Here is an 18,062-nt window from a genome sequence, read left to right as displayed (position 1 = left end):
GGGGGCAAAGATATGGCAAATCGCGCGCAAGGCATCCTTTCCTATTTCACCCGCCACCGCACGGCGGCAAACCTGTTGCTTGTCTTGATGCTTGCGGCGGGGCTTTTGGCGCTGCCGCAAATGCGGGCGCAATATTTCCCCGATGTGGTGGTTGATGACCTGACGGTTTCAGTGGCGTGGTCCGGCGCCGGAGCCGAAGATGTAGACACGGCGATTGTGCAGGTGATGGAACCTGCGCTTTTGGCGGTGGAAGGGGTCATTTCGTCGGCGACGACATCGGTTGAAGGGCGCGCAACGATCCGGCTTGAATTTGAACCCGGCTATGACATCGACCGCGCTGCGGAAGATGTGCAACTGGCGGTCGACAGCACGGGCAACCTGCCTGCGGATGCCGATGACCCCAATGTGCGGCGCGGCGGCTGGTCGGACACGGTTACGGATGTTGTGGTATCGGGCCCTGTGGGCGTTGACCAATTGGCGCGGTTTGCGGATGAACTGGCGATCCGGCTGTTTGCCCAAGGCGTCACCCAAGTATCCGTGCAGGGCGTCGCGGCCCCGTCCACAATTGTCGAAGTGCCATCACTGTCCTTGATCGAATATGACATCGGGCTTGCCGAAATTGCGGCACGTATCGCCGAAGAAGCGGCCGCCGATCCTGCGGGCGATGTATCAGGCAACGCGCGCGTACGCACGGGCGTGGCCAAACGCAGCGCCGAAGATATTGCGGCCATAGTTTTGCGCTCCAACGCTGACGGATCACAGCTGACCATCGCTGATGTGGCCAGTGTCAGGGTCGAAGGCACCGACCGCGAACGCGCCTATTTCGTCGGCGATAACCCTGCAATCAAGCTTAATGTCGCGCGCTCGGCGACCGGCGATGCAATTTCCATGCAGGCCACCGTGCAAGAGGTCGCCGAAGAGCTGACAGCGTCATTGCCCGCCGGCGTGCAAATTGTGTTGACCAATGGCCGTGCGGAACTGATCAGCGCGCGGCTTGAGATATTGATGAAGAACGCGGCCAGCGGGCTGCTGTTGGTCGTGGCACTGCTGTTTTTATTCCTGAACGCGCGCACAGCGCTTTGGGTGGCGGCGGGTATTCCGGTGGCGATGCTGGCGGCGGTCGCACTGATGTTTAGTTTTGGGATCACGTTCAACATGATCTCAATCTTTGCGCTGATCATCACGTTGGGGATTGTCGTGGATGACGCGATTGTTGTTGGCGAACACGCGGATTTTCGGGTGCGTCACTTGGGCGAAAGCCCTGTCGTGGCCGCTGAAAACGCGGCACGGCGCATGTTTAGTCCGGTCCTGTCCGCGACGCTTACCACGATTATCGCGTTTTATGCGCTGACCGTGATCGGCGGACGCTTTGGCAGCTTTATTATGGATATCCCGTTTACCGTGGTCATGGTGCTTGCCGCGAGCCTTGCAGAATGTTTCCTGATCCTGCCCAACCACCTGTCACATAGCATCGGTCATTCCGCAAAACAGCATTGGTATGATTTGCCTTCGCGCGTTGTGAATCGCGGCTTTATCTGGTTCCGCGAGACCCTGTTCCGCCCGTTCATGGGCTTTGTCGTTTGGGCGCGCTACCCGGTCTTTGCATTGGCATTGCTGGCGCTTGCGTCACAAATGGCGCTGTTTATTCGGGGCGATGTCAGTTGGCGGTTTTTTAACGCGCCAGAGCAAAGCCAGGTTACAGGCAATTTTGCCATGCTGCCCGGGGCAACCCGTGATGATACAGTCGCGATGATGCGCGAAATGCAACGCGCGACCGAAGCGCTGGGCGCGCAATACGCGGCCGAACACGGGGCAAATCCGCTCAAGTTTGTGGCCGCCGAAATTGGCGGAAGCGCAGGGCGTGGTCTGTCGGGTTCAGATACCAAGGACGCCGATCAATTGGGCGCGATCACGATTGAACTGATCGACCGCGACAGTCGGCCCTATTCCAGCGCCAGCTTTGTCAGCGCATTGCAAGACAGTATTCAACAGCACCCAATGGCCGAAACCGTTAGCTTTCGGCGCTTTGGCGGCGGGCCGGGCGGTGACAGCCTGTCGATCCAGATGTTCGGCGCGGATAGTGACACGCTCAAGGCGGCGGCCGAGGCGCTAAAGACCGAACTGGCGCAGTTTGGCGAAATATCGGGGCTTGAGGATACGCTGTCTTATGACAAAGAGGAAATGATCCTTGAACTGACCCCGCAAGGCGAACGACTGGGGCTGAGCATTGATGGGCTTGGCGCGGTCTTGCGCAACCGGCTGGGCGGGATAGAGGCGGCGACATACCCCGACGGCACGCGCTCTGCGACAATACAGGTGGCGCTGCCCGAGGATGAGCTTTCGGCCGATTTCCTAGACCGAATGCAAATCAGAACCGCCACCGGCGCCTATGTGCCGCTGGCCGATGTGGTGACGGTGCAAACCCGCACAGGGTTTTCTACGGTGCGCCGTGAAAACGGGGTGCAGTTGATCGCGGTGACGGGTGATCTGGACAGCGACGATGCTGCGCGGGCCACCGAAATTCAGGCGCTGATCAACGATGATATCCTGCCGCGCATTGAAAGCAATTTCGGGATCGAAACCGAATTGTCGGGCCAAAGCGAACAGGAACGCGCGTTTCTCGCGGATGCGCAAACCGGCCTGATCCTTGCACTTTTGGGAATTTACCTGACATTGGCGTGGATTTTCAGCAGCTGGACGCGGCCCTTGGTTGTGATGTCGATCATCCCGTTTGCGCTGGTCGGTACGATTTATGGCCATAACGCATGGGGTATCCCGATGAGCATGTTCACCGTGATCGGTCTGATCGGGATGGTGGGGATTATCATCAACGACAGTATCGTTCTGGTCACAACCATCGACGAATATGCCGAAAATCGCGGGCTGTTTCCGGCGATTATCGACGGCACGGTTGACCGCCTGCGGCCCGTGATGCTGACCACGTTGACCACCGTTTTGGGGCTTGCGCCATTGCTCTATGAACAATCCACGCAGGCTGAATTCCTGAAACCGACGGTGATTACATTGGTGTTCGGTCTGGCCTTCGGGTTTGTGCTGGTGCTGTTGGTGGTGCCATCGGTTATGGCGATGCAGGCCGATTTCCACCGCCAGATCACCGCTGCAAGGCGGGCATTGCGCGCAAGGCGCTGGGCAATGTTTGTGCCTGCGGGGCTGGGAGCATTAGGTGCGCTTGGGCTGTTTGGGGCATTGATTGCGCCGCATTTGGTGACAGGTCAGCTTTGGCAACCTTTGGCCGATGCCCTGCCGCAGTTGGCGGATACGGGGCTGCCTGTCGTCTTTGCGATCTACCTTGTGGCGCTGCTGGCGCTGTTGATCTTGGTCTATGTGATCGGTGGCTTGGGCGCAGGGTTGCGGCGTGCTTGGCGCTAGCTTGCGGCGCAGCCGTGGATTTCAACGGCGCGCTGGCCGTTCAGCACAGTGATCGTGATATCCGATCGGTCCAGCCCAAAACTGTCATCGGTGTGATGCACCATATCCACGCTGGCACGGATTTGCGTGCCGCGCCGCTCAATGCGCGATTGCGACACCCAGATATTGGCATCCCCTGATTCAACCACGACAACTTCGGTCCCGCCCAGCGGCGCAAGATCAAAGATCGCTGTTACACCCAGCCCGCCCTCGATCAAATCGACAGAGCAAACGACATGGCCAATCCCGGCCTCGGCTTGGGTCATGGGGCGGTCTACAAGGGCTGCGGTGATGGCGCTGTCGCGTGTGCCGCTCGCGGGCAGCAGCGCATCAAAGTCGAGGCTGACAGGAATGCAGATTTCTTCGCAAACGCCAATATCGATGCGACCGCTGATCTGCATCGGTGTGCTGGGGTCATTGCTGTGCACAGTCAGCGGAAAAACAACGCTGTCGTGGTAACCGATCGTCTGCATTCCTGCGCTGTCAAACACATCGGGCGTTGGCCAGTGCGGCGCAATGGCGGAGATATTTTGTGACCCGTTGAACGAAAAAACGGGTGGTATCCCCGCATCACCCGGCGCGCGCCAATAGGTTTTCCACCCCGGCGCAAGCGTGATCCGTAGCCCTGCGATATGATCACCATTCGCTGCGCGCCAGCCTGGCAGGACTTCGACCTGTGCCAGATCATCGAAAGGCGAGGCAACAGCGGAATTTGTCAGTGCCAACAGGGCAAGCGGGATCAGGGTTTTCTTTAACATGCACCTGTCTTCAAACATTTGCGCTGCAATGGGAAGTCACATTCAGGCGATCCTTTGCAATGTTTGGCTTGCATATGTCCCGCGCGTTGCACAATTTAGAAGCCATGAAAGCACAAGACACCAATCTGACCGGAAAGCTGCTGATCGCGATGCCCGCGATGGATGATCCGCGCTTTGCTCATTCCGTGATTTACATGTGTTCGCACTCGGATGATGGCGGCATGGGGTTGATCGTGAACAAGCCGCAGGTCAATCTGCAATTTTCGGACCTGCTGGAACAGATGGGCATCAACAAGGCCCCCGGCGTGCGCGATATTCGGGTGCATTTTGGCGGGCCTGTTGATCAGGCGCGCGGGTTTGTTCTGCATTCAAATGATTATACGGCGGCGACAGGTACGCTCGAGGTTGCGGATGAAATTTCCATGAGCGCGACATTGGACGTGATCGAAGACATCGCCAGCGGTGCGGGGCCGCGCACATCACTTTTGGCGCTTGGCTATGCCGGCTGGGCGCCCGGCCAGCTTGAATCCGAGATCGCACAGAATGGCTGGCTGACCTGCGACGCGCGCAGCGATATCGTGTTTGGCCGCGCGAATGAACATAAATGGGTCGGCGCGCTGAAACTCATGGGCATTGATCCGCTGATGCTGTCGGGTACTGCAGGGCGGGCCTAGCTGCCTGCGTCGATCAATGCCTGAATTACTGCAACTGCGCTTTCACTTGACCAGTCGGCTTCGCCTTGCATGCGGGCGATTTCATTGCCTTCGCGGTCCAAAATGACGGTGACAGGCAGGCCCAAGACCCCCATGCTGCGCGACAGGGACTGGCGCGGGTCGACATGTTTTGGCAGGTTATCAACGCCGATTTCATCAAAAAACTGATCAATCGCAGGGGCCGGATTGCGGCCTGTGGCTACAGTCACCACCTGCATGTCATCGCCACCCATCTGCGTCTGAAGCGCCGCAAGCTGCGGCATTTCCTGCCGGCAGGGCGCGCACCATGTGGCCCAGAAGTTCAGCACAACAAACTGCCCTTCATAGGCGGCAAGCGTGATGTCGTCGCCCGCTTCGGTCTGGAAAACCGCGTCAGAACTGGCGACAGGGGCTGTGTGGAACATCAGCTTGCGCATATTGCCTTCGCGTAGCGCTTCGATTGCGGCCATATCGGCGTGGGCGGTGTTTGCAACAACCGCGAGGGCCGTATAAAGCAGGGCTGACTTTAACTTTCGCATAGGCTTATCCTCATGACCAAATCCGCAAACACGATGTGGGGCGGACGTTTCGCCGCCGGACCAGACGCGATTATGGAGGCGATCAACGCCTCAATCGGGTATGACCAACGCCTTGCGCCACAAGACATCGCAGGGTCGATTGCCCATGCCACCATGTTGGCGGCCACAGGCATTATCACAGATACCGATGCCGCCGCCATTAAGGAAGGGCTGGTCACCGTATTGTCAGAGATTGAAACAGGAAAGTTTGCGTTCTCGGCAGCGCTTGAAGACATCCATATGAACGTCGAATCGCGTCTGAAAGAAATTGTCGGCGAACCTGCGGGCCGTTTGCACACGGCGCGATCACGTAATGATCAGGTAGCTGTCGATTTCCGTCTCTGGGTTCGCGATCAATGTGATCTGGCGGATGCAGCACTTGCTGGACTGCAAAAGGCGCTATTGGGCCAAGCAGAAGCAGGCGCCGATTGGGTCATGCCCGGTTTCACGCACCTGCAAACCGCGCAGCCTGTCACTTGGGGCCACCATATGTTGGCCTATGTCGAAATGTTCGCACGCGATCGGTCACGGTTTGCGGATGCACGCAAGCGGATGAATACGTCACCATTGGGTGCTGCGGCGCTTGCGGGCACGTCATTCCCGATTGATCGCGAAATGACGGCCAAGGAATTGGGTTTTGATCGTCCGATGACCAATTCGCTTGATGCGGTGTCTGATCGTGACTTTGCGCTCGAATTCCTCGCAGCATCCAGCATTTGCGCCATGCACTTGTCACGCATGGCCGAAGAATTGGTGATCTGGTCGTCTGCGCAGTTCCGCTTTGTGAAAATGTCCGACAAATGGTCCACTGGATCGTCGATTATGCCGCAAAAACGCAATCCTGACGCGGCAGAATTGATTCGCGCCAAAATCGGCCGGATTTTCGGGGCCAACGTTGCGCTGATGACAGTGATGAAGGGCCTGCCTCTGACCTATTCCAAGGATATGCAAGAAGACAAAGAGCAAACCTTTGATGCTGCTGACAACCTGATGCTGGCGCTGGCGGCGATGACCGGCATGGTCGGTGATATGACCGCCAACCGCGAAAGCCTGAAACAGGCGGCTTCCAGCGGATTTTCGACCGCGACCGACCTTGCCGATTGGCTGGTGCGCGAACTTGGGCTACCATTCCGTGATGCGCACCATGTGACCGGTTCGCTTGTCGCGATGGCCGAAGGCAAGGATTGTGATCTGCCTGACCTGACCCTTGCCGATATGCAAACGGTTCACGCGGGTATTCGCGCAGACGTGTTTGACGTTTTGGGCGTCGAAAACTCGGTGGCTTCGCGGATGAGCCTGGGCGGGACAGCACCTGCGCAGGTGCGTGCACAAGTGGCCCATTGGAAAAAGGTTTTGGAATGAAAAATATCGCATTGATTTTGGCCTTTGCAGCGCTAGCAAGCTGCGGGGCCGATGGCGCGCCATGGACACCATCGGCGAATGTCGGGCTAAGCGTCGGCAGCGGCGGCGTCAGCACGTCCACAAGCGTTGGTGCAACAAATGGCACAGTGAGCGTCGGGGCGAATTTCTGATGCGCCCGCTCTTTTTGATCCTTGCGATCTGGGGCGCGGTTCACCCGATGTTTTTCTTTGTGCAATGGTTTCTGGCCGAAGGCTGGAGCCTGTTCGCACTGGTTGACGCATGGCGCGCAAATCCCGCTTCGACGGGGCTGACATGGGATATTGTCATAAGCGCGGTGGTGCTGATCATCTGGATCCTGTCCGAGGTCGCCACCACCCGTAATTTTCGCGCCCTTTGGGCCATTGCGGCGACAATCTGCATCGGGGTCAGCTGCGGCCTGCCGCTATATCTTTATCTGCGCGACCGCATTGTCTTTGCCCGCGACGGAACACAAATTCGCAACCTTTGATCCCTAAATCAGGGTTGGTCTTTGGGCCTGATCTGTTATGTCCAAGATTGATTTTGGACAAGGAAAACTGGTGTGGACCACTTTTTGTATCGTGACGGCGCGCTATACGCCGAGGATGTGCCGATTGCAGACATTGCTGCCGCCGTTGGCACCCCGTTCTATGTGTATTCGACCGCCACGCTGAAACGCCACTTTACCCTGTTTGACGAAGCGCTGGCATGGGGTGATCACCTTGTTTGTTTTGCGATGAAATCGCTTTCAAATCAGGCCGTTCTGAAAATTCTGGCCGATCAGGGCGCGGGCATGGATGTCGTGTCTATTGGTGAATATCTGCGCGCCAAGGCCGCTGGTGTTCCGGGCGATCGCATCGTGTTTTCGGGCGTCGGCAAAACTGCGGATGAAATGCGTCAGGCGCTGCAAGGCGGCATCCGCCAGTTCAACGTCGAAAGCGAGCCCGAGATGATCATGCTTGATCAGGTCGCGCAGTCACTGGGCAAGGTTGCGCCGATTACCGTGCGCGTGAACCCTGATGTCGATGCCAAAACCCACGCCAAAATCGCCACCGGCAAATCCGAAAACAAGTTCGGCATTCCGATTTCGCGCGCCCGCGAAGTCTACGCGATGGCCGCAAAACTACCGGGCCTTAAGGTGATCGGGATTGATGTGCATATCGGGTCGCAACTGACCGAACTTGCCCCGTTCGAAGCCGCCTACGCCAAGGTTGCCGAACTGACCGAACAGCTGCGCGCCGACGGGCATGAAATCACGCGGCTTGATCTGGGTGGCGGTCTGGGAATTCCCTACACGCGTTCCAATGACGCGCCACCTCTGCCCACTGATTATGGCAAAATGGTGCAGCGTGCCGTTGGCCATTTGGGTTGCGAAATCGAGATTGAACCGGGCCGTTTGATCGCGGGCAATGCCGGTTTGCTCGTATCCAAAGTGATTTATGTAAAATCCGGCGAAGACCGCGAATTCCTGATCATTGACGGCGCGATGAACGATCTGATCCGCCCTGCAATGTATGAGGCATGGCATGATATTGTTCCCGTTGTCGAACCCGCGCCAGGCGATGTTCCGGCCAAATATGATATCGTCGGCCCGATCTGCGAAAGCGGCGATACCTTTGCCAAGGCCCGCGAAATGCCCGCCGTGGCGGCGGATGATCTGATCGCGTTCCGTTCCGCAGGGGCTTATGGCGCGGTCATGGCGTCCGAATATAATTCGCGCCCGCTGATCCCCGAAGTTCTGGTGAATGGTGATCAATTTGCGGTTATCCGCGCGCGTCCGACCTATGAAGAGATGATCGCACGCGATACACTTCCCGCATGGCTGTCGACGCCAGACAATTCGGAGAGCCCCGCTGACTGACCCGAGCGATCACCTGCGCCATCTGCGCCTGCCGGTAACCTTGACGCGGGTTGGCATGTCCGCAGAGCAATTGCTGCGCGCGTTTTGGCCGCTTTGGACTGTGCTTTTGCTTGTGCTTGCCGCCCTGATGATGGGCTGGCACGAATTCCTGTCGCTCGAGGCGTTCTGGGCCGTCGCGGTGGGTAGCGCATTGGCGATTTGCGCGGCCGTCTTTTGGGGGCTGCGCCGGTTCAAGATCCCGACGCGGGCAGAGGCAATAGCGCGGGTTGATGCGGCCATGCCTGGCCGTCCGATAGCGGCAATTGCCGACACCCAAGCCATCGGTAGCAATGATCCCGCATCCACCGCCGTTTGGCAGGCGCATCTGGCACGTATGGCCGAACGTACAAAAACGGCGCATGCGGTTGAACCCGATCTGACCCTGACCGACCGCGACCCCTTTGGGCTGCGGTTTCTGGCGCTTTTGTTTTTTGTGGTAGCACTGTTGTTCGGATCGCTTTTGCGGGTCACCACTGTTGGCGATGTCGTCGCGGGCGCGGATGGCGCGCTGGTCGCTGGCCCCGTCTGGGAAGGCTGGATAGAACCGCCAGCATATACGGGCAAACCGGCAATTTACCTGAACGATGTGCCTGCGGGCGCTTTGGCTGTGCCAACGGGCAGCGCCGTGACGCTGCGCCTTTACGGCGAAGTCGGCGCGCTAACGCTGGCCGAAACCGTATCGGGGCGCACAGGCGAAATTGCAGCCGCTTCCGATCCGCAGCAGGAATTTGACATCACGCAGTCCGGCACTCTTACGGTGTTGGGCGCAAACGGCATCGCATGGGACATCACGGCTATCCCCGACAGCCCCCCCGAAGTTGAACTGACCGGCCCCATAGAAGCCGATGCAATGGGCGAATTTTCGCAGCCATTTATGGCGTTTGATGATTACGGGGTCGAACACGGGTCGGCTACGATCACGCTTGATCTGGGTCAGGTTGCGCGCGAATACGGGCTGGTTGTTGATCCCGATCCGGTCGCGCCTTTGGTTATTGATTTGCCGATGCCGTTTTCCGGATCACGCAGCGATTTTGACGCATTGCTGATCGACGACCTGAGCGAACATCTGCTTGCAAATATGCCCGTGACGATGCGTTTGCAGGTCGTCGATGCAGCAGGTCAGGTGACAGATACAGCGCCAGAGCCGATGATCCTGCCGGGGCGGCGGTTTTTCCGGCCTTTCGCCAAAGCCGTGATTGAACAGCGCCGCGATTTGATGTGGTCCAAGGCCAATCTGGTGCGCGTCAATCAGGTGCTGCGCGCGATGGCGCACCGCCCCGAGGATTTGGGGATCGAGGAAACATCATATCTGCGGCTGCGCACGATCATCCGCCAGTTGGACCGTATGGCCGAATTTGGCATGAACGATGACGGGCAGGCCGAAATTGTGCAAGCGCTTTGGGATCTGGCGGTACAGCTTGAAGACGGGCGGCTTTCTGATGCGCGCAAGCGGCTTGAACGCGCGCAGGAACGGCTGGCAGAAGCCATTCGTAACGGCGCGACCGATGCGGAAATCGCGGAGCTGATGCAAGAACTGCGCGAAGCTACCGACGATTATATGCGCCTTTTGGCCGAAGAAATGGAGCCCGGCGACGGAACCGATCAGGCCGACAACAGCGAAAACATGACAGAACTGTCTGCGGATGAAATTCAGGCGCTGATGGACCGGATCGAAGAGCTGATGCAAGAAGGCCGGATGGCCGAAGCGGCAGAGCTGATGGAACAGCTGAACCAGATGCTGGAAAACATGCGGATCACCCAAGGCGAGGGCGGCAATGGCCCGCAAACGCCGGGGCAGCAATCCATGCAGGATCTGGCCGATACTTTGCGCGAACAAGAAGAGTTGTCAGACGACGCGTTCCGCGAACTGCAAGAACAGTTCAACCCGTCCCCGCAAGGCCAGCAAGGGCAGCAGCCGCAGCAGGGCCAGCAAGGCGAACAGGGTCAAGACGGCACTGACCCTGGCGACCAGCAAGGCGGCCAAGGCCAAGAACAGGGTGAAGCCGGATCAGGGCGCGAGCCGGGCGAAGATGGTCAAGGCGGGCAAGGCAGTCAGCCCGATAGCCGCAGCCTTGCCGACCGCCAACAGGCGCTGCGCGATGAATTGCAACGCCAGCGCGACGGGCTTCCGAACCTGAACGGCGAAGCTGGCGAAATTGCCCGCCAGTCGCTGGAACAAGCCGAAGGCGCGATGGACGGCGCCGAAGAAGCCCTGCGCAATGGCGATCTGGCCGAAGCAATCGACCGTCAGGCCGAGGCGATGAACGCGCTGCGCAACGGGATGCGCGAAATGGGGCAGGCATTGGCGGAAAACCGCGATGACGCGCCAGGTCAGGGAGGCGAACAAGGTGCGGCATCCGCGCAGCCGATTCCGGGCGCGCGCGATCCACTGGGCCGCGAAGTGGGCAATACAGGACAGTCAGGGTCGGACCAGAACCTGTTGGGCGAGATGGATGTAAAACGCCGCGCAGAAGAGTTGTTGGATGAAATTCGGCGCCGCTCGGGCGACCGGTCGCGTCCTGAAATCGAACGCGACTATCTGCGCAGGCTGCTTGACCAGTTCTAGCGGCTTATTCTGACGGTGCTTCGGGGGCGACCGGTGCCGCGCTTTCAATGGCGGGGGCCGGTGTGGCAGTCGCCGGTGTTTCAGCCGCACCGGTATAGTCTGCGATCATGCCTTGAACCGTTTGATACTGTTCGTTCAACCACAGGCGTGCCGTATCCACGTATTCGAGATAGGTTTCCATTGGCCCTGCATATTGCGGGAACTGCGCAAGAATTTGTTCGGCAAAGATATATGGCGCAATGGCAATCGCAACCAGTATCAGAACAAAGGCAAAACCACGCCGAAAGCCTTTGCGTTCGGCTACTTGCTGGTGTTCGGCTTCGGTCAGATTTGCGCCATTGGCAGATTGTGACCGTGCGCGCAGCTGTTGATTAATTTCATCAATGCTTGGCACGCTGCGCAGATTTGCATCATCCGCAACGGCCCCGGTTGCAGCGGCGGCAACAGTGGCAGGCGTGTTGGCATCCTGTTCGGCCATCATGGAAATACGCCGCCGGGTTTCTTCTGCGCCGACGGGGCTGGCAGGGCGTGATTGCGATGTCGGCGGGGGCGCGGCCGCGGGTGAAGCGCTGGCTTGCGCTTCGGCCTGTTCGCGCGCGGCTTCCTGGCGCAAGATATCTGCAATCGACGAATCCAGCGGCTTGCGCTTGGTAATGGCTTTTTGCACATCGGTTGCTGCCTTGGGCGGGGCCGACGGTGTCACAACGCTGGCTGCCTCGGGCGCTTTTTCGGTCTGGAACCATGTATGCGAGCAGCTCGAACATTGTACGTCACGCCCGCCCGCTGGAATGGCGTCGCTGGCAATATCATATTGCGCGTTACACTTGGGGCAAATTAGCCGCATTATTTTTATCCTTCAGCCCGACAAACAATTACTTAATCCACAAAACCATCTGTAATCTAACAATAATTGGCACAAACGCAAAGCATTTGCACAGATGTGATCGTGGCGGTCATTGTATCCTCGCGTTGATTTAGGCAATACAGGCGCATGACGCAAAGGAAAAGCCGTGATTGAATTGGATAAAGTGTCGTATGGCCATGGTGGCGCAGCGCTTTTTTCGCAACTATCTCTGACACTTGTGCCTGGATCGTTCCAGTTTTTGACTGGCCCGTCAGGGGCTGGAAAGACCACGCTCTTGCGGTTGTGCTATGCCGATTTGCGGGCACAACGGGGCAAGGTGCGGCTTTTCGGGCAGGATGCAAATACGCTTGATCGCGACGCGGTGGCAATGTCCCGCCGACGGATCGGAGTGGTGCATCAGGATTGCCAGTTCCTTGACCACCTGAGTGTTGCCGAGAACATCGCGCTCCCGTTGTCCGTGGCAGACAGGGCGGCCGAAGCCAGCGAAAACCTGAAAGAACTGCTGGCTTGGGTCGGGCTAAGCAAACAATCCGCGCAGCGTCCGCCGGAATTGTCGGGCGGTGAACGCCAGCGCGCAGCGCTTGCACGTGCCGTGATCATGTCACCCGATGTGATCATCGCGGACGAACCCACCGGCAACGTCGATTGGGAAATGTCACAGCGGTTGCTGGCGCTGCTGGTTGAACTGAACAAGATGGGCAAAACCGTGCTGATTGCGACCCATGATCTGGCGATGATCCGGTCGCTGAAATCGGATGTGGACGCGCGCGTTTTGCGGCTCAAAGACGGGCTGTTAACCACCGCGGGGGCGGTCCTATGAAAGCGTTATTGGATCTGATTATCGGCGACCCGCAGGCGGACCGTGTCGTGCCGCCGACAGGGTTAACCGCGCGGCTGACGGTCTTTGTGGCGGCGGTGATGGCGTTTTTGGCGGTCATTTCGTTGGCGCTTTCGTTGTCTGCAGGGCGCGTTGCGGATCGTTGGGCGGATGAACTGGCACAGGCTGCGACCCTGCGATTGCCGGCGGAAACGGACCAGTTGCAAAAGGCGCTCCAGATTCTTGAAACCACGCCTGGCGTGGCCAGTGCGCGCGCGCTTACCAAAGAAGAACAAGAGGCGTTGTTGACCCCGTGGTTTGGCACGGACCTGCAGCTTGAGAACCTGCCGATCCCCCAGCTGGTCGAAGTCATCGCGGATGATCCGCCCTATGATCTTGCCGGACTTGAGGCCAGATTTGCCGCGGAAATTCCGGGGGCGGTGTTTGATGATCATGGCAGTTGGCGCGATCCGCTTGTGGCGGCTGCGATGCGTGTGCGCTTGATCGGCGCTGTGGTGATCTTGCTGATTTTTGCCAGCGTGGGTGCAATGATCACGCTGGCGGCGCAGGCGTCGTTGGCGGCAAATGTGCAGGTGATCCGCGTCTTGCGGTTGGTCGGCGCGCGGGATGTCTACATTGCCCGCGCCTTTGTGCGGCGCTTTACGTTGCGCGCCGGCGTTGGTGCCATGCTGGGCGTTGTGTCGGGCGTGATTGTGGTGCAGGTTTTACCTGATGGCGGCGGTTTCTTTGCTGAAATCGGCTTTGCCGGGGCGGGTTGGATTTGGCCTGTGATTATGCCACTTCTTGCTGCGGGCGTTGCGTTTTTGGCAACCCGTGCTGCCGCGATGGCGCGACTAAAGGAACAAACATGAGCTATGCAATTCAATGGCTTCGGTCGCTTATTTTCATCACGCTGATGTATCTGGCGATGCTTGTTGTCGGTATCGTCTATTTGCCCGCAGCGATCATATCGCGCAGGGGGGCTATGGCCGCCTGTCACGCCTATTGCAGCTATGTGCAGTGGTCGGCGCGCTGGATGATCGGGCTAAAGGTTGAAATTCGTGGCACCCCGCCCACGGATGAGGTCATGGTCGCCGCAAAGCACCAGTCGTTCATGGATGTGATCTGCACCTATCACGCGGTGCCGCGTGGCAAATTCATCATGAAAGCGATCCTGAAATATGCGCCAGTGCTGGGCTGGTTCGGCCTGCGGATCGGGTGCATTCCGGTGCATCGCGGCAAACGCGGCGTGGCGATCAAACAGATGATTGCGGATGTGCATGCAGGCAAATCGCTGCCTGGCCAGTTGATTATCTACCCACAAGGCACCCGTATCGCGCCGGGCGTAAAGGCGAAATACAAGATCGGCACTGGCGCGCTTTACCGTGAATTGGGGCAACCTGTTGTGCCTGTGGCGACAAATGTCGGGGTATTCTGGCCCAAGCGCGGGATCTACCGCAAACCCGGCACCGCCGTATTTGAATTCTTGCCGCAGATTGATGCAGGGTTGGAAATTCCCAAGTTCATGGCGCTGCTGGAAGAACAAATTGAAACAGCCAGCGACCGGCTAAATGCAGAGGCCGGATTTATTGGATAAGACCACGATCACCGATATTGCAGCGCTTGAGGCGCTTTATGGCACGCCCGGCAAAGCATCATTGATCAAGGTCGCGGACCATCTGACGCCGCTTTATCACAAGTGGATCGCTTCATCGCGGTTTTGCGTGGTGTCGACCGTCGGGCCGGATGGCACAGATGGCAGCCCGCGCGGCGACGATGGTCCGGTGGTCACAGTTGACGACCCAAAGACATTGTTGCTGCCCGATTGGCGCGGCAACAACCGGATGGACACTTTACGCAATATTGTCGCTGACGGGCGGATAAGCCTGATGTTCTTTGTGCCGGGTTCCAACAATGTAATCCGGATCAATGGCACGGCCATTGTGACTGTCGCCCCCGATATTCTTGCCCGTTTTGGCCAGCAAGGTCGCCAACCGCGCAGTGTCGTGGTGATCACAATTGTCGAAGTCTACAGCCAATGCGCGCGCGCTTTGATGCGTGCAGGGCTTTGGACCGCGGCGGATGAAAGCACAGGTCTGCCCAGCGTCGGAGAGATGCTCGCCGAGCAAGAAGCCGGATTCGATGGCGCGGAATATGACGCAAGCTGGGGTGCGCGGGCGAAGTCGACGATGTGGTAGGTCAGGCGCGGTTGAACGCCAAATTGCTGTTACGCCCAAGCCCGTAACGCAGACACAGGCCGATCACACCGATGGCAATGGCAAACCAGACGCCGCCCCAGATCACCGTGGTGCCGCCAAATTCTTCGGCCAGCATCCGCGCGTCTGACTGTAGCTCTGGCCGCAAAATCGTGTCGCTGACAATGTCATAGGGCACATAAACCATGCTGCTAAGCCCGATGATCCGTAGGCAAAGGTCATTGATATCATGGCCGAATTTCCACGCCAGAAGGATCATGCCCGCACCCGTTGCAACGGTAAATGACAGGGCAAATGCACTACGGATATATATCGCAGCGATAAGCAGCATGATAATCCCCAATCCGGCCATAATCTTGCGGTCAGCGGCGGTGCGCAGGGCTGCGATTAACATGCCGACACCGATCAGTAGCGAACCCAGATAGCCCGCCGTCAGCATGACAAAACGGTTGCCGCCACGGGCCCAGACTTCGCCGCCTTGGTTCTTGTTGATCTCAAAGCTGTCAATGGCGCCGCCAGTGAGCAGGATAGCAATCGCATGCGACGCCTCGTGCAGGAACACCACCAAAATCTTGAGAGGGGTCATTGCCGGCGTTTGCCAAAGCGCAAAAACAAGGATGGTCAGCACGGCCAATTGCCAATGGCCGCGCAAAAATGCGCGCATTGCCCTAGGCCGCGAGCCCCTTGGACCCGAGCTTGAGATATTTGCGACGCCGGTCAGCGCGCAGTTTCTCGGGGGATTTGCCGTCAAGTTCGGCAAGAAGTGTCTTGAGCTTGGCGCCAACGGCTTCGATTGCCTTGGCTTTGTCGCGGTGCGCCCCGCCTTTGGGTTCTGTGATGATCGTGTCGCACACCCCCAGTTCATTCAGGTCTTTGGAGGTCAGGCGCAGGGCCTCTGCGGCTTCGCGCATTTTCCCGCCGTCTTTCCACAAGATGGACGCGCAGCCTTCGGGGCTGATCACGGAATAGATCGAATTTTCCAGCATCGCGACGCGGTTCGCCGTGGCAAAGGCCACGGCCCCGCCGGACCCGCCTTCGCCAATGATCACGCTGATCAAAGGCACGCCCAGTTCCAGACATTTTTCGGTTGCCCGCGCAATCGCCTCTGACTGGCCGCGTTCTTCTGCGCCTTTACCCGGATATGCACCAGGTGTGTCCACAAGCGTAATCACAGGGATGCCAAAACGGTCGGCAAGGTTCATCAGGCGGATCGCCTTGCGGTAGCCTTCGGGGCGGGCCATGCCAAAATTGCGTTCAATGCGCGATTTTGTATCATTGCCCTTTTCATGGCCGATCACCATGACAGGTTTGCCGTTAAACCGCGCGATACCGCCCATAATGGCGTGATCATCGGCAAAATTGCGGTCACCCGCCAGCGGGGTGTATTCGGTGAACAGCGCGTCGATATAGTCGATGCAATGCGGGCGTTCAGGGTGGCGGGCCACCAGACATTTGCGCCAAGGACTAAGGTCCGCATAAAGCGACACAAGCAGATCCGCTGCTTTTTTGTCGAGAGCAGCGGCTTCTTTTTCGATGTCCATTTCAGGATTATCGCGGCCCATGGCACGCAATTCTTCAGCTTTGCCTTCAATTTCGGCCAGCGGTTTTTCGAAATCGAGATATTGTGTCATGGGCGGTAGGGACCTTGTTACGTTCGCTATATGATATATGGCGTAACGTCACCGCATTGGCAACGGGGCCGCAAGGTGATTGCCGTTTCAAAAACACGCGGCCGCACAATCCGGTGCGTTTGCGCATATGTGATCGAAACTGGCAGGCTTGCTGGCCCCTGCCGCCCGTCGGGCCATGGGTTAGCCTGCGATCATCTCGGACTGGCGCACAATGACTTCGGCTTGTTTGATCGACGCGATATCGACCAAGCGGCCCTTATAGACGGTGGCACCTTCGCCGCGGGCTTTGGCGGCTTCCATCGCCGCCAAAATTTCGCGCGCTTCGGTGACCGCCGCCTCGGAAGGGGTGAACATCTCGTTGGCCAATGCGATCTGCTTGGGGTGGATCGCCCATTTGCCGACCATGCCCAATGTCGCTGAACGGCGGGCCTGCGCGCGGTAGCCCTCATCATCCGAGAAATCGCCAAATGGGCCGTCGACGGGCAATATACCATGCGTGCGGCAGGCAGCGACAATCGCGGTTTGCGCCCAATGCCATGGGTCGGAATAGTGCCGCGTATCGCCGTGCAGCATATAATAGTTGTCCTGTGTGCCACCGATGCCGGTCGTCTGCATCCCCATGGACGCCGCAAAATCCGCTGCACCCAGCGACATTGCCGCCATGCGCGGCGAACTGGCAGCGATTTCTTCGACATGGGCGATGCCAGCTGCGGATTCGATGATGACCTCAAAGCTGATGGGCTTGGTGCGGCCTTTTGCAGTTTCGATCGCTGTGACCAGAGCGTCAACCGCATAGACATCCGCCGCACAGCCGACCTTGGGGATCATGATCTGGTCAAGCCGGTCGCCTGCCTGTTCAAGCAGATCCACAACATCACGGTACCAATAGGGCGTATCCAACCCGTTGATCCGCACGCTCAGATATTTGGTGTTCCAGTCAATGGTGTTGACGGCTTCGATGATATTGGCGCGCGCGCTGTCCTTGTCGGATGGCGATACGCTGTCTTCAAGATCAAGGTTGATCACATCCGCAGCACTTGCTGCCATTTTCGCAAAAAGTTTGGTGTTAGAACCAGGGCCGAAAAGCTGGCAGCGGTTGGGACGGGCGGGCGGCGTTGGTTGGATGCGGAATGACATTGTATTTCCCTGCGTATCAAAGTTTCAGATAGCTACACAGGTTCGATATAATGTTGCGCGGTGGATCGCAATGCAAATTTCGCGCCCGCAGAA

General features: G+C 58.3%; 17 protein-coding genes. 11 read left to right on the top strand and 6 right to left on the bottom strand.

The genetic code is table 11. The features are described 5' to 3' along the window. Window positions 1–12: 12 nt before the first annotated feature. A complete protein-coding gene (locus BM320_RS15090; RefSeq protein ID WP_090201815.1) occupies window positions 13–3,390 on the top strand; it encodes an efflux RND transporter permease subunit in 3,378 nt (1,125 codons plus the stop codon). On the opposite strand, the gene BM320_RS15085 is transcribed toward BM320_RS15090, so the two are convergent. Next, window positions 3,387–4,187: a protein-disulfide reductase DsbD domain-containing protein gene (locus BM320_RS15085; protein WP_090201639.1), complete on the bottom strand. Its 801-nt coding sequence runs from the start codon at window positions 4,185–4,187 to the stop codon at window positions 3,387–3,389. The genes BM320_RS15090 and BM320_RS15085 overlap by 4 nt on opposite strands. Window positions 4,188–4,291: 104 nt before the next feature. Between BM320_RS15085 and BM320_RS15080 the strand changes: the two genes are divergently transcribed. After that, window positions 4,292–4,861: a YqgE/AlgH family protein gene (locus BM320_RS15080; protein WP_090201814.1), complete on the top strand. Its 570-nt coding sequence runs from the start codon at window positions 4,292–4,294 to the stop codon at window positions 4,859–4,861. On the opposite strand, the gene BM320_RS15075 is transcribed toward BM320_RS15080, so the two are convergent. Then, a complete protein-coding gene (locus tag BM320_RS15075) occupies window positions 4,858–5,418 on the bottom strand; it encodes a TlpA disulfide reductase family protein (protein ID WP_090201638.1) in 561 nt (186 codons plus the stop codon). The genes BM320_RS15080 and BM320_RS15075 overlap by 4 nt on opposite strands. Window positions 5,419–5,430: 12 nt before the next feature. On the opposite strand from BM320_RS15075, the gene argH reads away from it, so the two are divergent. The 5 genes from argH to BM320_RS15055 all read left to right on the top strand — a co-directional run bounded on the left by argH (window position 5,431) and on the right by BM320_RS15055 (window position 11,303). Beyond that, window positions 5,431–6,819, top strand: a complete 1,389-nt coding sequence (argH, locus tag BM320_RS15070; RefSeq protein WP_090201637.1) for an argininosuccinate lyase — start codon at window positions 5,431–5,433, stop codon at window positions 6,817–6,819. Next, window positions 6,816–6,989 carry a hypothetical protein gene (locus BM320_RS16445; RefSeq protein WP_165615074.1) on the top strand — a complete coding sequence of 58 codons (174 nt, stop codon included), beginning with the start codon at window positions 6,816–6,818 and terminating at the stop codon, window positions 6,987–6,989. The genes argH and BM320_RS16445 overlap by 4 nt, the downstream gene beginning before the upstream one ends. Further along, entirely contained in the window at window positions 6,989–7,327 is a 339-nt protein-coding gene (locus BM320_RS15065) for a DUF2834 domain-containing protein (protein ID WP_090201636.1), read from the top strand. The genes BM320_RS16445 and BM320_RS15065 overlap by 1 nt, the downstream gene beginning before the upstream one ends. A gap of 72 nt (window positions 7,328–7,399) precedes the next feature. Further along, entirely contained in the window at window positions 7,400–8,698 is a 1,299-nt protein-coding gene (lysA, locus tag BM320_RS15060; RefSeq protein WP_090201635.1) for a diaminopimelate decarboxylase, read from the top strand. A gap of 13 nt (window positions 8,699–8,711) precedes the next feature. Continuing rightward, the gene (locus tag BM320_RS15055) at window positions 8,712–11,303 is read left to right on the top strand and encodes a TIGR02302 family protein (protein ID WP_311135508.1); all 2,592 of its coding nucleotides are present in this window, start codon (window positions 8,712–8,714) and stop codon (window positions 11,301–11,303) included. Window positions 11,304–11,307: 4 nt separating this feature from the next. On the opposite strand, the gene BM320_RS15050 is transcribed toward BM320_RS15055, so the two are convergent. Next, a complete protein-coding gene (locus BM320_RS15050; protein ID WP_090201633.1) occupies window positions 11,308–12,147 on the bottom strand; it encodes a zinc-ribbon domain-containing protein in 840 nt (279 codons plus the stop codon). A gap of 166 nt (window positions 12,148–12,313) precedes the next feature. Here BM320_RS15050 and BM320_RS15045 point away from each other — a divergent pair, with 166 nt between their 5' ends. The 4 genes from BM320_RS15045 to BM320_RS15030 are packed head-to-tail and all read left to right on the top strand — an operon-like array spanning window position 12,314 to window position 15,183. Continuing rightward, the gene (locus tag BM320_RS15045; RefSeq protein WP_090201632.1) at window positions 12,314–12,988 is read left to right on the top strand and encodes a cell division ATP-binding protein FtsE; all 675 of its coding nucleotides are present in this window, start codon (window positions 12,314–12,316) and stop codon (window positions 12,986–12,988) included. After that, a complete protein-coding gene (locus BM320_RS15040) occupies window positions 12,985–13,857 on the top strand; it encodes a cell division protein FtsX (RefSeq protein ID WP_090201631.1) in 873 nt (290 codons plus the stop codon). Before BM320_RS15045 ends, BM320_RS15040 begins: the two co-directional genes overlap by 4 nt. Next, window positions 13,854–14,582 carry a lysophospholipid acyltransferase family protein gene (locus BM320_RS15035; RefSeq protein ID WP_090201630.1) on the top strand — a complete coding sequence of 243 codons (729 nt, stop codon included), beginning with the start codon at window positions 13,854–13,856 and terminating at the stop codon, window positions 14,580–14,582. Before BM320_RS15040 ends, BM320_RS15035 begins: the two co-directional genes overlap by 4 nt. Continuing rightward, window positions 14,575–15,183, top strand: a complete 609-nt coding sequence (locus tag BM320_RS15030; protein ID WP_242651076.1) for a pyridoxamine 5'-phosphate oxidase family protein — start codon at window positions 14,575–14,577, stop codon at window positions 15,181–15,183. Before BM320_RS15035 ends, BM320_RS15030 begins: the two co-directional genes overlap by 8 nt. A 1-nt stretch (window position 15,184) precedes the next feature. Here the strand turns inward: BM320_RS15030 and BM320_RS15025 are convergent, their stop codons facing one another. The 3 genes from BM320_RS15025 to BM320_RS15015 form a co-directional block, all read right to left on the bottom strand. Continuing rightward, entirely contained in the window at window positions 15,185–15,865 is a 681-nt protein-coding gene (locus BM320_RS15025; RefSeq protein WP_090201628.1) for a M50 family metallopeptidase, read from the bottom strand. A 4-nt stretch (window positions 15,866–15,869) separates the two neighbouring features. Continuing rightward, on the bottom strand, window positions 15,870–16,832 hold the full coding sequence (locus BM320_RS15020) for an acetyl-CoA carboxylase carboxyltransferase subunit alpha (protein WP_090201627.1): 963 nt from the start codon (window positions 16,830–16,832) through the stop codon (window positions 15,870–15,872). Between the two features lie 180 nt (window positions 16,833–17,012). Further along, complete coding sequence (locus BM320_RS15015) at window positions 17,013–17,969, bottom strand: L-malyl-CoA/beta-methylmalyl-CoA lyase (protein WP_090201626.1); 957 nt, start codon at window positions 17,967–17,969, stop codon at window positions 17,013–17,015. Window positions 17,970–18,062: the final 93 nt, after the last annotated feature.

This window comes from Yoonia tamlensis, assembly GCF_900115105.1.
GTDB lineage: Bacteria > Pseudomonadota > Alphaproteobacteria > Rhodobacterales > Rhodobacteraceae > Yoonia > Yoonia tamlensis.
The sequence above is the reverse complement of the archived record's forward strand: the minus strand, read 5'-3'. Positions and strand labels throughout refer to the sequence as shown.